Here is a 14,931-nt window from a genome sequence, read left to right as displayed (position 1 = left end):
CACAATTTACTCATTCCTCTGGTGGGTACTGGCTGACATGTCTCTCCATCATGGATCGATATTCAACCGGAGTCCTGCTTGTATATTTTTTGAATAACATGTGGAAATACTGACGACTGCCCACACCCACGTACTCCGAAATTTCCGAGATCGGGATATTGGTCTGCTGCAGCAGCATCTTGGCCTTCTCCATTCGAAGCATGGTAAGATAGTCCGTTGGGGTCCGCTGGGTGTGCTGACGAAAAATGCGATGCAGATAGCCGGGATGCAGATTGACCGCTGCCGCGATATCCTTCATCTGAATGCTGCGATCCATATTGTGATGCATGAACTCAATGGTTCGTTTAACATATAGCTCCGACTGATCCAGTGCACTCCGGCTCATCTCCCCACGCAGCCGTGCAACCCGGACCAGCAGCTGGATAAACAGTGTACGCACCAGCGTACCCTGTTCCGGTGACTTGAGATTCCTGGCCTCGCGATGGTGTGATCGTTCATCAGAAGGAATGATTCGCATCGGGATCGCAGCCCCGCCGTGATCCATGAGGCCGCGTTGATCCAGCTCCAGTACGAGGCTTTTCATAATGTGGTATACCTCTTCCGGATCAGGTAGTACCATGTAAGGCGAAGCGTGCGTTAAGAAGGTACCGACTTCCTCCTCTTCCTGAGCGAGCTGCCGAATGGAGGGTTGTCCAGGCGCCGAGCCTGCAAAGCCAAACTCCACATTTAACATCCGGCATGGAACACCATCCTCCACCAGCAAACGGTGAGGCACATTTGCATCCAGCAGAATGAACTGTCCCTTTTTCAACACAGCCTGCTCCGAATTCCCATCCAGCATCTGCACATCCACCCTGCACATCCCCGAAATAATATACATGATTTCAGTCGAATCATGATGGTGATAGGCCATGCTGTAATTGTCCCATTGCTTATAATAGTACGCGTAGAATCGCGGCCCGCAGTCCTCTGTTCGCAGCTCCTCCTGAAACAGGCTTCCCGTAAAACGTTTCGTGCTCATGTTCATACCTCCATTGATGCAGCGATCCTCACTTTTCTCCATTGTAGCAATTCTGCAAGGTGGTTTTAAACTCCATTGCTTCAAATAGACTTGCTTATTACGATTAGACACTTATATAATTAGCTAAACATCTAAACTTATTCCGCACTATTTTCCATCCTATAAGGAGGTCGAGTATGATGAGTACCATCTTCCATCTCGTGAGACACGGTTTAAAAGAAAGGCGCATCGGTGATGTCTCCCTTACTCCCGAAGGGATCATACAAGCTGAGTTAACAGCAAGGCATTTGGCCAAGGCTGCTTTCCCCATCACCAAAATGGTTACCAGTCCCCTTCAAAGAGCAAAAGAAACTGCAGAAAGGATTGCCTTGTTTACTCATTGTCCTGTAGCCGAGGATTCCCGCTTGCGAGAGCGTGCCAATTGGGGCGATTGTCCTAATCAGACCTTGGAGCAATTTATCGCGATGTGGGATCAATGCACGTCTGATCCGGATTACATCCCGCCTGTGGGTGATTCGGCCAAAAAAGCGGGTAAGCGTCTGGCCTCCCTACTGGACGAATTGCATAATGAAGAGCCGGCAAACCGTAACATCATCGTGGTTACCCATGGCGGACTTATTACCGATTTCCTGGTTCAGGACTTCACCGAGCGAGAGCTGAACGTCTGGCATCCTGATTTTAAATCCGTACAAAACCGTCTTATTCCCGAATGTTCCATAACCAAGCTAATCTATGATAAAGGGAACTGCAGAATTGAAGCATTCGCGTCCATAGAACATTTGACTTGAAGATAAAGGTATAGCTCTGATATAGTCCCCCTCGATTGGATGAGTTTTTGATCCAGTTCTCCTTCTTCTTCCGTTCCTACGTGAAAAAGCTCTGGAACCCCTCATGTGCCGAAACACACCGGGATATTCCAGAGCTATGTTTTATATTAGAAGCCTTTTTTCATTAACCTGAGCCTAATTATTTTCCACCCTTACCTGATTGGGGAGTGGAGAACTTGGGCAGCGTTACCTTCGACCAGTCGATATCCGATGCCATGTAGAAGGACGGATAGGAAGGTTGGTTATAACCGCTGTTCTGTCCAGCAATACCCACGCGGTACATGGCGTCATGCATCAGCGTGTACAGCTTCCGGTCAGTCTTCTCCGTACTCAGATAGATGCGGATCGCCGAGCTGTCCTCCGTTCTCACCAGCATCTCTTCCCGCCAATCCCCGAAAATATCGGCCACCAGAGATGGCGTACCTTTGGTATGATTGTTGGTTAATGTTCCTGTGGCGGTCAGCAGCGTGCCGCGATTCCAATCCTTGATGGTTGGAGTAACATCAATCGCGCCGTCTACGATCTGAGTCGTCATATCTGCTGCCCAGCGAATATTCATATTGGTGCCAGGCGCCTTATCACTTATTTTCTCCCCACTGGCTGTCCACAATCCTACGGCCCATGTCTCCAAACCTCGGCGAGTCGGGTCTACATCCCCTACCATACCACGCCCAGTATCTTTGCCTGTGTACCCGCCATAGATCACTTCTCCGGTCTTGGCATCCCGCAAGGAATATCCGTATGGAGCCCACGGACCGCCTTCATGCACCATGAAGATTTCAAGTCCCGGACGATCCGGATCAATATCTGCCACATGCAGTGCATCCCCATGACCCAGACGGGCCACCGTTCCCGGTGCAGCACTCTCCGCAGGCATCAGATCCGTTGAGCTGTACAGCACACTGCCGTCATGATCAATCGTAGCTGAACCGTAGATAATCTCCTGCTTACCATCTCCATCGACATCAGCCACACTGAAATAATGAGCACCTTGAGTTGTAATGGAGCCGTACTCCGGATCTGTGCCATCTACACCGTGTGGTCCGTCGTTGAACGGATTTTTCATCGGCGTCCAGCCACTGTCCACTTTCCATTCGCGTTTGAGCTTTTTGCCGTCCCAGTTATAAGCCACCATCGTCGAGCGTGTATAGTACCCGCGTGCAAAGACAGCGGATGGATTCTTGCCATCCAGATACGCCACTCCTGCCAGGAAACGATCCACCCGGTTACCTGGCTCGATCCGTGCCATGGCATAATCGCCCCACATTAGACCGTCATCATGGCGCTCCGGCTCATAAGGAATGGTCTCTAGCTCTTTGCCGGATTCCCCTTCAAACACGGTCACATACTCAGGTCCATCTACGATAAAGCCTTCGAATTTGCGCAGCTCGTTCTTATCACTGCGGCTTGGCGCATAGACATCGATGAAGTAATCAGCCAGACTCTCGGCATCCTGTTGGGACAATGGATAGGCATACTTCTTCTCTATGCCAAAAGCCTCCTCCAGCGTAGCTGGCCAGTTCCCCTTCACAACCTCCTCGTGTTTGTGCCAGTTTTTGAACATGTCGACTACATGATCATAGTAACCGTCAGCACTTAAACGATAGTCGTCTTCGTTGGAGTACCCTGCTTTGCGGTCTTCTTTTGGCAGCGTTATATATTTCTCTGACGTCACTTTTCCCTTTTTGTTATATTTGATAATCTTGGTTCCCGGAGCGGTCTTGAACATCAATTCTGCCTTGCCATCTCCATCAAAATCATAAACCAGCATCTGTGTATAGTGAGCACCCGCACGGATGTTGACCCCGAGATCAATCCGGTACAACAACTGGCCATCCAGGGTGTAGCAATCGACGTACGTTTTACCGGTGTAGCCTTTTTGAGATACATCCTTGGCGTTGGAAGGGTCCCATTTGACGAAAAACTCATATTGGCCGTCTCCGTCCACATCACCTACGCTCATGTCATTCGCGGAGTACGTGTAGGCTTCGCCAGCAGGTGTAACCCCATCATCCGGTTTTTGCAGTGGAATATCCATATAGCCACTCGCCCACGGCTTAACGGAGCTGCTGCGCTTGCTTTCCTTTCCCTTGCTGTTAACAGCGGCCACTTCATAGCGGGAAGACGATTTTCCTGCGGGATCGATATAGTTCGTACTGTCCGTAACGGTAGCAATCTTCTTGCCGTCGCGGTATACGTTGAAGTTCGTGCCTGTCAGCCCTTTGTCGCTGTACCCCGTTGCCTCATCCCCAAGTAACCTCCAGCTTAGAAAAACACCTTCGGACGTGGATGCAGCTACTAGCCCCCGATCCAAATATTCGAGCTGAATCTCTTTCAATGAACCGCCCCCCTTGTGTGATTGAAGGCTAGCCTCTGCTGCACTGCTGCCATTGGAAGCCGCTGCTCCGCTTGTCCCCGCGGTTCCCGCAATAAGCAAAGCTACGCTGAGTGCCGAGGATAACACCTTGGCCGCAAGCGGCATACGCATCTTCCGACGATTGGTCTGTACACGGGGAAACTCTTCCTTATGTACCTTTACTGTTGTTTTGGAATTCATCAACCTTCACTCTCCTTGAGACAGAATAGGTGATGCTTATCTTAATTTTGAACAGAACAGGTCGCCACAACGCAATGATTGCGCTTACATAAACAAAGTCGAACAAACACTCAATCGACTTCCAGAGCACTGTCCTCCTTCCATTCCTCATTCAATTCGGAGCAAGCATTCCTGCCCAACGGGTACTATTATAGACATCCTTTCCGCTGTGACATAGGCAAATATCCGTTCAAAACGATCAATATTCAGTGTTTTATTGGACTCATTTCAAAAATAAGTCTGAACAACCGTTCCGTCTACGAATTGTTTTTCCGATCGCTGTTATCTCCAGAATCGACTTCGTCTCCTCCACTACCTTTCACATGTCCATCGAAGTCTCATTTTAAGATTGGTGGTCTCGAACTTGATGTGGGTAGCGAAGGTCGCTAGGCTCCAATTGTTACAAGTTAGATACAAGTTTGGCGCGTTTGGAAACATCCTCTCGCTATACTGACATTCGAATCGTACCAACCGGAACGGATATGCAGACGGTAATCAAAGGAGACTCACATTACATGAACAGCGCAACAATTAACAACGCATATGTTAACTACAAATCGGATATCACACGGTACTTATCCCATATCATCAGGCAGCCTCAAGATGCGGAAGATCTGACGCAGGAATGCTTCATTCGGCTCATGAACGTTCACGCAGACATCCCTGAAGATCGACTGCTCTACTATCTCAAAAAGATTGCTTACAACCTCGCTCTGGACACCTTCCGCAAACGAACGCGAACCATGAAGCGGGATAGCAGGCTTGACGTGCCAACGTACCACTATGACATATCCGAACTGGAGATCACCGAGAGTGTCAACGATCTCTTCTCTGTCGTCAGTAATCCAGAACATCGCAAAATCCTTGAGCTGCGCGTCATTCATGGATACAGCATCAGGGAAACCGCTCAGCTCGTCAATCGCAGTGAAGGCATGATCAAATCTTCGGTATTCCATGCCGTGAATCGCATACGTGCCAAAGTCATCTCCTAAGAGATGGCTTTCTTCATATTATGCTAAGCAAAAATAAACAGAGGATGTAAGCTTTTATCGTATATTCCCATTTTGACGTATGTCTAATGGCTCAATTTTACAAAACCCGAGGTATTTTTTACAAATTGTTATGACTATGTGAGATTTTGGTGTGATAAAATATGGACGAACTTATGAATCAACTAATATTTGGGAGGGATTTGGTTGGGTAAATTGACAAGCATGCGTGGAGTATGGTTAAAATCACTCCTTGCATTGTCCATGGCTTTACCGCTTCAGGTCGGATTATGGCATGGGAACGCTGCTGTTCACGCAGAGGGACCAACGGATCCGGCACCGTTCATCCAGGCAAAAGTGGTGAACGAAAATGCCGGCAAAAAGGTATTGTTCGATAACTCGCATGGTCAGACAGCCGGAGCTGCAGACTGGGTTATTGACGGCGGATTCTCGGACTTCGGTAATGCACTCGCAAATGACGGGTACTACGTGAAGGAACTTCGAAAAACAACTCCATTTACCTATGATGACCTCAAGGAGTATAACGTATTTGTTATTGCAGAACCCCAAATTCCTTTCAAAACATCAGAACAAGCTGCGCTGAAGCAGTATGTTGAATCTGGCGGCAGTATCTTCTTCGTCGGAGATCACTATAATGCCGACCGCAACAAAAACCGCTGGGATGGCTCTGAAGTCATTAACGGCTACCGTCGTGGAGCATACGAAGACCCAGCTAAAGGTATGAGCACAGAGGAACGTAACTCTGCAGCCATGCAAAATGTAACCAGTACGGACTGGTTGTCCGATAACTTTGGCGTACGATTCCGCTATAACGCACTTGGCGATATCGACGCAAACATCATTGTACCTGCAGATCAAGCCTTCGGGATCACTGAAGGGGTATCGGCTGTAGCCATGCATGCCGGTTCCACCCTCGCTATTACCGATCCGGAAAAAGCAAAAGGTATTGTCTACCTGCCAAAAACCAATGCAAAATGGAATAATGCAGTCGATCAAGGCGTCTACAACGGCGGCGGAATCGAAGAAGGTCCTTACGTAGCCGTATCCAAGCTGGGTGCGGGTAAAGCAGCCTTCATCGGAGACTCCTCCCCAGTAGAAGATGCGTCACCTAAATATTTGCGTGAAGAGACGGGTGCACGCAAAACAACCTATGATGGTTTCAAAGAAGCCGATGATGCTGCGCTGCTCGTCAACACAGTAAACTGGCTTGCTACACAAGAAAACTATACCGATTTTACCCAGGTAAACGGTTTGGAACTGGATAGCCCAACCGCATTGCTGGCGTTCGAGGAACCAGCAGCTTCCACCGAGCCACAGGCTGAACCTTGGGCTGCACCAGCTGCAGGTTACAAATGGTATGACAGCTCCACCTTCAAACCAGGTTCCTATGGCGGACCTGCTTCCAGCGCTAATGCTTCCTACAGCTTCGTGAAACAGGATACACTGCCTAACGCAGAGGACTTCCAAGTTCGCGTTGTCGTGGAAAATATGCCTGCCAACACGACTGTATCCGGGTACAGTGCAGGAATTTATCTGACTGGCGGAACTCAAGTAGCGATGATTCAGAATGAGAGCGGCACTTGGCCGACTTCCTATGGCTACAGCTCCACATTCAGCGTAACTTCCGACAGCAAAGGCCGGGCAATCAAGGATCTGAACGTTCGCATCAAGCCAGGAACTTCCGGTGCCGCGAACTTGCGTCTTCGCCTGAACGGCAGCAACCTGATCACGAATGCTGTCACGATCAGCAATGTTCCAGCCGAGCAGCTTCCGGAGGAAGAAGGACCGATTCCTGCAGCAATCACCATTGCTGAAGCACGTGCCAAAACAGCCGGAACAACGGTAACCGTTGAAGGCGTTGTGACTACAGAGCCAGGCGCATTTGGCGGACAATCCTTCTACTTGCAGGATGAAACAGGCGGACTATATGTCTTCCAAAGCACAAGCGGTTTCCATGCCGGAGACAAGGTTAAGGTTACAGCAGCTACGGCGCTGTATAACTCCGAGTTCGAACTGACTGATATTGTTGCCATCGAGAAAACAGGAACAGCTGATATCCCGGCTCCTGTTGAAGCATCGACAGTAACGGATAACAATCAGGGACAATTGATCCAACTGAAAGACGTAACGGTTGAAAACATGGTCAGCGCAACACCTGTTGGATCGTTTGAATTCGACGCAGTTGCAGCCGACGGGACAAGCACTCATGTACGTGTCGATACACGCACAGGGGTAACTGAATCGAGCTTCCCTTACGCAGCAGGTGACAAGATCAATGTTACCGGTGTGGCTGCCATCTTCAAGGATGTATATCAATTGAAACCAAGAAACCTGAATGATTTTGCTGCTGCCGAGGAAGAAGGCGGCGGTGAAGAGCCTTCGATTCCTTCGGCGGGTGCACCGGGTAAACCCGTGCTTTCCTCCAATAATGGCCATACCAATGGTCTTCTTGAAGGATCCTATACTGTTAGCATGAACCTCTGGTGGGGTGAAAACGCGACAAGCTACAAATTATACGAAGACGGCGTGTTGATCGATTCGCAAACGCTGACCAGCGCTTCTCCGCAAGCACAATCGGCCAAAACCACGATTACTGGCAAAGCCAACGGTACTTATACGTATGTGGCTGAGTTGACGAACTCCAGCGGTTCCACTCGCAGTGAAGTATTGACGGTTCAAGTTGCCAATGCTGCTCCAGGCAAAGCAGTCCTCTCCCAGGACAACTGGGATGGAGATGGCAGCTACAAAGTAACGATGAACCTCTGGTGGGGTACAAATGCAACCGAGTATCGCCTCTATGAAAATGATGTATTGATTGATACTCAAGCCTTGAAAGCTGCAACACCTTCTGCTCAAAGTGCGGCAACAGACCTGTCCGGTCGTGCCAACGGAACGTACACGTACCGTGCTGAGCTGGTGAATTCAGCTGGTGTGACAAGCACCGAAACGATTACGGTTCAAGTTACCAAAGCACTGCCTTTGGCTAGCTAAGAGATAACAAAAAAACCGAAACCAACAGTGGCCTGGATTCCAGGCAACATGGTTTCGGTTTTTTTGTTTTTTGTGACAGTTTGCCGCTCTCATATTCCCCCCACCTCTTTTATAAAAACGAAACGAAAATGTTGCAAACCTTAATGGATCATCTGAGAATCAAGATTTAGTTAAAATGCAGAAAAAAGACTATCCGCGCAGTTATACTTCAGCACGTGATAGCCTCTTCTTAATCCAAGACTTCTATGATTATTTATACTAGCTTCTTCCGGATATACCCCGAGATCAGGTCAATGATTGTGATCATCACGATGATCCCCAGCAGGATAATCCCTACTCGGGGCCAGTTCCGCGTGCTGAGTGCAAAGATCAACGGTGTACCAATTCCCCCTGCCCCAATAACACCCAGAATGGTTGCAGAACGTACGTTAATCTCGAAGCGATACAATGTGTAGTTGAGGAATCCAGGCAATACTTGCGGCAGCACGGCAAACCACAGCTGCTGCATACGAGTGGCTCCCGAAGCAAGCAGCGCTTCAGATGGTCCATAATCGATATTTTCCACTTCATCCGCGAACAATTTACCCAGCATCCCGATGGAATGCAGTCCAAGTGCAAGTACACCCGCAAAGGAACCCGGCCCTACAGCCTTAATAAACAGCAAGGCCATGATGATCTCAGGAAAGGTACGGATGAAGCTCAGCACCATTTTCCCTGCACCCGATATGCCGCGGAAGCGGCTCATGTTTCTGGCAGACCAGAAAGCAAACGGAATACACAGCACTGCCGAAATAACGGTTCCCAGGATCGAGATCGCCAGCGTGTCCAGCAATCCTCGCAGCAAATCTTCACCTTCCGGCAAATAGACAAAGTCCCAGTCAGGCGAAAAAATCCCGGCAATAATCGCCTTCATAATCTGTCCGGCTGTTTCCTTGAGGCCAGTAAACGGTACGCCTGCCAGTGCCCAGGCATATACCAGGATGAGCAGCAACACAATGACCCAGCGAAGCGGGTTCTTCCGAGGTTTGCGCCGGATGACGCTCGTTTCATTTTTCATCATAACAATTTCTCCCGCAGCTTAGTACTTACATAATCAATGATCAGAACAATAACAAGAGTAAAGAGAATGATCACGCTCGTTTTGTCATATTCCAGGAATCCAAGTGTTGCTTCATAGTACAGTCCAATACCGCCTGCACCTACCAATCCAAGGATGGCAGCCGCACGCACATTGATCTCAAAGGCATACAGAACATAGGACGTAAACTGGGCAGCCAATTGTGGTACCACACCATAAACGATCAGTTGAATCCGGTTCATGCCAACAGCCGTCATCGCTTCCAGCGGTCCCTGATCAATTGTTTCCAGCGTTTCATAGGTCAGCTTGGCAATCAGTCCGACGGAGAATACGGCAAGTGCCAGAATACCCGGGATTGGGCCGAGACCGAATACGGCAACAAACAATGCAGCGAGTAGCAGATCGGGCACGGTACGAATCAGGTTGAGTACAAACCGGGCCGGATAGTAAATCCAGCGGCTTGGCATCAGGTTGCCTGCACAGATAATCGAAACTGGAATGGCAATAATTGCGCCGATGGTGGTGCCAATCAGAGCCATACGAATGGTCTCCAGCATGCCCTGAACAATGTTGTCAAAGTAAGTCCACCGAGGTGGAAACATTTCCTTTATCAATTTCCACATTTCGGGGAATCCTCCAAACAGTTCGCCGAAGCTCGCATCGGTCTGTTTGGCACTGGCCCACAGCAGCAGCAAGATGATAACTAGCGTGAGCAGATGTTTGGTGCGGCCGGGTGGTTTGGGACGATTAACTACCTGTCCAGGTCCGGATCCAGGCTCCTTCCCCGCTCCCGTTAGTGGTGTATGAAGTGAAGCGCCAGACTGCCCCTTCATACCAGTACTTCTCCCTGCTCGGTTACAGCCTGTTTATCCAACAACTCGTCTGCGAGAATCGGTCTGCCATAGATCTCCGCAAAGCGCTCATCTGTCGCCTCTTCCACAGGACCGTCAAACACCACTTCACCTGCACGCAAACCGACAATACGTGTCGCATACTCCCTTGCCAGATCAATAAAGTGAAGGTTAACGATGGTCGTAATGCCGAGCTCCTGATTAATGCGTTTCAAATCATCCATGACTTGTTTGGTGGTGAGCGGGTCTAGGGAGGCAACCGGTTCATCTGCCAAAATGATTTTTGCTTCCTGTGCGAGGACGCGGGCAATCGCCACCCGCTGCTGTTGTCCGCCGGACAGCTGATCTGCACGGGAATAAGCCTTCTCAGCAATGTTTACGCGTTCGAGCGCTTCGAATGCAAGTTCCGTATCTTCCTTTGGAAAACGGCCCAAAATGGTACGCATCGTGGAATGATACCCGACGCGGCCCGCCAGAACGTTACGCAGGACACTCGAGCGTTTAACCAGGTTAAAGCTCTGGAAGATCATACCGATATCCCGGCGAATCATGCGTAATCTCTTGCCCTGAGCTTTCGTGATAGAACTGCCGTTGATCACGATTTCTCCCTCGCTGATATCATGAAGACGATTGATGGAACGCAGCAGCGTGGATTTACCCGCACCGGACAAGCCTACTACCGCAATGAATTCGCCTTGCTTAAAGGTAAGGTTAATATTATCTAGGCCTTTGGTGCCGTTGGCGTATGTTTTGGTTACGTTGCGAAGCTCAATCATGACATTAATCCTTCTTTCATTAATAGAGTTCTATTTCGTTGCAGGCAGTAACGGGACAAGCCAGCGCAGCGTATATCACGCTGAACTGGCCTGTCCGCACTGCGAATACATCTGTAACATTCATTGGAAACGAATGACACCATCTACATATTTCAAATGTCTACTTGTAACAAAGACTACTCGGTTTTTACTTTTTCGCCGTATTGACGAACGATTTCGAACTTGCTGTCATCAGATTCTACATAACCTTCGTGTGTATAGATTTCTTTGATGATTTCATGACCTTCCGGATCTGTACCGATGTCGATGAACGCCTGTTTGATTTTGCTTGTCCAATCCGCATTCATGTCTGTACGTACAGCGATCGTATCGTTAGGAATCGGCTCTGTGAACGCCAGTACACGTGTATCTTCGAATACCGTTGGGTAGTCTTTGGAAACCGTGTTACGTGCATCTTGGAAAATGGCAGCTGCATCAACGTCACCGTTCAGTACAGCAATAACACCTTGGTCATGACCTTTTACCGTTACAGGAGTTACGTCTTTCAATGGATCAATGCCTCTGTCCAGCAACAGACCTGCCGGCCATACATAACCTGCGGAAGAAGTTACGTTTTGGTAGGCGATCTTTTTGCCTTTCAGTTCTTCAATGGATTGGATCGGCGAATCTTTTTTTACGATAAACATGGATTTATAGGAATCAGCCAGTTCTTCCGTCGGAGCACCTGTCTCATCATTTACGCCAAAACGTTGTGCCTGCAGAATAACTTGTGCTGCACCTTTTTCTTTTGCCAGTACATAAGCCGTTGGTGGCAGGAAGCCCACGTCTACTTTATTGGAAGCCATCGCTTCGATAATTGTGTTGTAGTCCGTGGATACGCTGACTTTTACCGGAATGCCCAGTTTGTCGCCCAGCAATTTCTCAAGCGGTTTTGCTTTGGCTTCAAGTGTGTCTGCATTCTGGGATGGAACGAACTGTACAGTCAATTCAGTTGGTACATACCCTTCGGCTTCTTTGTCTGTTTCTGCCGTTTCGGTAGATGTACCGGAAGCATTGGAGCTCGAATTCGTCTCGTTAGCCGAACCCGTTGTACTGCTAGACCCACAAGCACTTAGAAACAGAACCAAAATCAACAATGGTAAAAATAAAGCGGACTTCTTCAAGCGAACACCCTCCAAAGAGTTTCTATTTTTCAATACTTGTCTACTATAATTGGCAAATATTTGCGCGATGTGAAACGAAATTTGGAGTTTTGTAAAGTTTCCTGTCAGGCTGTCAGACGAAGTTTCATCTGTTAGAATAGGCTCATTATGGTTGAAGATATAGATACAGAGGCTGATCTTCACTCGTTAATCATTGGCAAAACAGCCTGTGATTCCATATATTCATATTTATATATTAGAGGAGATTGTAAAATGACATCCGTAACCCGCACGTCTAATTTCGACATCCTTTTCACTAGTGATCTTCACGGGGCCATCCGTCCCATTCATTACAATACCAATGCGTACCGTCCAGCAGGTCTTGCCCTGCTCGCTTCGCTGATCCGCAAGCAGCGTGAACAATCACCCGAACTCATGCTGGTGGATAACGGGGATTTGCTGCAGGGCTCTCCCTTGGCATCCTATGCTGCTTCCTTGGAAACGGATAGCCATGTTCATCCCTTCATCACAGTTTTGAATGAACTGGGCTATGACGCTGCTGTGATGGGCAATCATGAATTTAACTATGGTCAGGAGTTGCTGCGCGGAGCCGTTCATGCCTCCCAATTCCCATGGTTATCCGCCAATATTGTTAGCAGCGAACAGCCGGATGTACCCGCATATGGTCCTTCCTATCTCATCAAGACATTAGGTTCTGGTGTTAAAGTAGCTCTGCTTGGTGCAACCACTCACTATATTCCGAACTGGGAGCATCCGAAGAATATCGAAGGTTTACATTTCCTTGACGCATTGGAGACCATTCGAAAATGGGTTGGTTACATTCGCGAGCATGAGCAGCCGGACGTAATGGTGGTCAGTTATCATGGCGGATTTGAGTGTGATCTGGAGAGCGGTGAGCCTGCCGAACGGTTAACTGGAGAAAACCAGGCCTACGCCATCTGCCGTGACATCGAAGGTATTGATGTACTTCTGACCGGGCATCAGCACCGTCAGCTTACTGCCGAAATTCATGGCGTGACCGTCATTCAGCCAGGCTTCAGCGGCAACGGTCTTGGACAAGTATCCGTTCAATTAGAGCAGCATTCGGACGGGACGTGGAAGATTACGGGGAAAGAAGCTCGTTTGCTGCTTCTGGATGAGAACAGCCATGTACAGCCCGATGCTGTTGTCATGGATCTTACGGAAGACCTGGAAGCTGCTGCTCAAGCATGGCTCGATCAGCCGATTGGCGAAGTAGCCGGGGACTTGTCCATCAACGATGTCACTGCTCTGCGGCTCTCGGCACATCCCTTCATTGACTTTGTACACCAGGTACAGATGGAAGCAACCGGAGCTGAAATTTCCAATACGGCACTGCTCAGTGAAGAAGCCCGCGGCTTTGGCCCCCGCATTACGGTGAGGGATGTGTTATCCAATTTTATATACCCCAATACATTGACTGTATTGGAGTTAAGCGGTCAGGACATTCGGGATGCGCTGGAGCAAACAGCACGCTATTTTGAATTGAGCGCTTCCGGTGAAGTCGTGGTCAATCCAGCCTATATGACCCCGAAACCGCAGCATTACAACTATGATATGTGGGCAGGCCTCGAATACGAGCTGGACATATCGAAGCCTGTGGGGAGCCGAGTGGTTAGACTGGAACGTGAAGGTAAACCGCTTGATATGGAGGGGACGTACTCTGTCGTGATGAATAGTTACCGTGCGGCAGGTGGCGGAGATTACGCCATGTATCCTGGCAAAAAGGTACTGCATGAAGGCGCCACAGATATGGCGGCACTGGTGGAGGACTATATTCGCAGACATCAACCTCTGAAAGTGGAGCAGTCGAATAATTGGCGTGTAATCAGCGGATAGTCAAAAAAGGCAGAACCTTCGCATATGAAGGTTCTGCCTTTTCAATTTGCTTTTAACCTATATCAGGGTGGAAGCAAGCGCAGCCAGCAGCAGGACCGCCACCCAAACCAGTATCAAATTCGCCATCATTAATGCAGCTTTGAACTTATAGTTATTATAGAACGCCCAGCAAGTGAATGATGCAAGGACGGGAACCGGATACGTAGCCAGCACCCCTGCGGCAATGTACTCCAGTATGTAATCATCTGTATTGCTGCTGGCGAACATATAGAAACTGATAATTAACATATAAGGATAGGCTACGAGAGTAATCAAATTGATTGCGTTGATGGATAAAAGCCAGTATGCTACGGTACGATTTTTCACAATTAGCGACCTCCCGGAAACACAATCTTATTTCATTGATTCTAGCTATAACCTAAAACGAAACAATACTGGAGGCAATGCCGACTAATATGATTGCCGCTACCCAGAACAACAATAAATTGCCGATAACCAGGGCCCATTTAAATTTACGTGCATGATAAAAAATCCAACAGCTGAGTGACAAGAGAACAGCAACAGGATATGAGGCCATAATATAGACCGTTATATAGTTGGATATATAGTCATGTGAAGTCGGCGCATCAAACATAAACACACAAAGCATGAGCACCACCGGGTATCCAAGCAAAGTGATCAGATAGATCGCATTGAAAAGGAAGAGCGAGTAAGCAACTTTTGCATTCTTCATCCAACAAGTACCTCCTGAAAAATATCTC

Annotated in this window: 12 protein-coding genes; 4 read left to right on the top strand and 8 right to left on the bottom strand. The window is 48.6% G+C overall.

The window, feature by feature from the left end; translation table 11 throughout:
- Nucleotides 1-10: 10 nt before the first annotated feature.
- A complete protein-coding gene (locus CHH60_RS21865) occupies nt 11-1,027 on the bottom strand; it encodes an AraC family transcriptional regulator (protein WP_437126867.1) in 1,017 nt (338 codons plus the stop codon).
- A gap of 173 nt (nt 1,028-1,200) precedes the next feature.
- On the opposite strand from CHH60_RS21865, the gene CHH60_RS21860 reads away from it, so the two are divergent.
- Nucleotides 1,201-1,809, top strand: coding sequence for a histidine phosphatase family protein (locus tag CHH60_RS21860; RefSeq protein ID WP_095361137.1), 609 nt, complete (start codon nt 1,201-1,203; stop codon nt 1,807-1,809).
- Nucleotides 1,810-1,987: 178 nt separating this feature from the next.
- Here the strand turns inward: CHH60_RS21860 and CHH60_RS21855 are convergent, their stop codons facing one another.
- The gene (locus CHH60_RS21855; protein ID WP_095361205.1) at nt 1,988-4,330 is read right to left on the bottom strand and encodes a rhamnogalacturonan lyase; all 2,343 of its coding nucleotides are present in this window, start codon (nt 4,328-4,330) and stop codon (nt 1,988-1,990) included.
- A gap of 629 nt (nt 4,331-4,959) precedes the next feature.
- Between CHH60_RS21855 and CHH60_RS21850 the strand changes: the two genes are divergently transcribed.
- Nucleotides 4,960-5,436, top strand: a complete 477-nt coding sequence (locus CHH60_RS21850) for an RNA polymerase sigma factor (protein WP_176476164.1) — start codon at nt 4,960-4,962, stop codon at nt 5,434-5,436.
- A 204-nt stretch (nt 5,437-5,640) separates the two neighbouring features.
- Entirely contained in the window at nt 5,641-8,445 is a 2,805-nt protein-coding gene (locus CHH60_RS21845; RefSeq protein WP_441339406.1) for a DUF5689 domain-containing protein, read from the top strand.
- Between the two features lie 253 nt (nt 8,446-8,698).
- Here CHH60_RS21845 and phnE (CHH60_RS21840) read toward each other — a convergent pair whose 3' ends face one another.
- From phnE (CHH60_RS21840) to CHH60_RS21825, 4 genes are all read right to left on the bottom strand, one after another.
- On the bottom strand, nt 8,699-9,505 hold the full coding sequence (phnE, locus tag CHH60_RS21840; protein ID WP_095361135.1) for a phosphonate ABC transporter, permease protein PhnE: 807 nt from the start codon (nt 9,503-9,505) through the stop codon (nt 8,699-8,701).
- On the bottom strand, nt 9,502-10,356 hold the full coding sequence (gene phnE / locus CHH60_RS21835) for a phosphonate ABC transporter, permease protein PhnE (protein WP_095361134.1): 855 nt from the start codon (nt 10,354-10,356) through the stop codon (nt 9,502-9,504). Before phnE (CHH60_RS21835) ends, phnE (CHH60_RS21840) begins: the two co-directional genes overlap by 4 nt.
- Nucleotides 10,353-11,150, bottom strand: coding sequence for a phosphonate ABC transporter ATP-binding protein (gene phnC, locus CHH60_RS21830; RefSeq protein ID WP_095361133.1), 798 nt, complete (start codon nt 11,148-11,150; stop codon nt 10,353-10,355). Before phnC ends, phnE (CHH60_RS21835) begins: the two co-directional genes overlap by 4 nt.
- A 176-nt stretch (nt 11,151-11,326) precedes the next feature.
- The gene (locus CHH60_RS21825) at nt 11,327-12,313 is read right to left on the bottom strand and encodes a phosphate/phosphite/phosphonate ABC transporter substrate-binding protein (protein WP_095361132.1); all 987 of its coding nucleotides are present in this window, start codon (nt 12,311-12,313) and stop codon (nt 11,327-11,329) included.
- 252 nt (nt 12,314-12,565) lie between these two features.
- Here CHH60_RS21825 and CHH60_RS21820 point away from each other — a divergent pair, with 252 nt between their 5' ends.
- Nucleotides 12,566-14,170, top strand: coding sequence for a bifunctional metallophosphatase/5'-nucleotidase (locus tag CHH60_RS21820; RefSeq protein ID WP_095361131.1), 1,605 nt, complete (start codon nt 12,566-12,568; stop codon nt 14,168-14,170).
- Nucleotides 14,171-14,227: 57 nt separating this feature from the next.
- Here the strand turns inward: CHH60_RS21820 and CHH60_RS21815 are convergent, their stop codons facing one another.
- Together CHH60_RS21815 and CHH60_RS21810 are read right to left on the bottom strand one after the other, a co-directional pair.
- Nucleotides 14,228-14,536 carry a hypothetical protein gene (locus CHH60_RS21815; RefSeq protein ID WP_095361130.1) on the bottom strand — a complete coding sequence of 103 codons (309 nt, stop codon included), beginning with the start codon at nt 14,534-14,536 and terminating at the stop codon, nt 14,228-14,230.
- Between the two features lie 52 nt (nt 14,537-14,588).
- Nucleotides 14,589-14,903, bottom strand: a complete 315-nt coding sequence (locus CHH60_RS21810; protein WP_095361129.1) for a hypothetical protein — start codon at nt 14,901-14,903, stop codon at nt 14,589-14,591.
- Nucleotides 14,904-14,931 lie beyond the last annotated feature (28 nt).

This window comes from Paenibacillus sp. 7523-1 (assembly GCF_002276415.1).
Taxonomy (GTDB): domain Bacteria; phylum Bacillota; class Bacilli; order Paenibacillales; family Paenibacillaceae; genus Paenibacillus; species Paenibacillus illinoisensis_A.
Note: the sequence above shows the minus strand (reverse complement) of the source record. Positions and strands in the feature narration are given on the sequence as shown.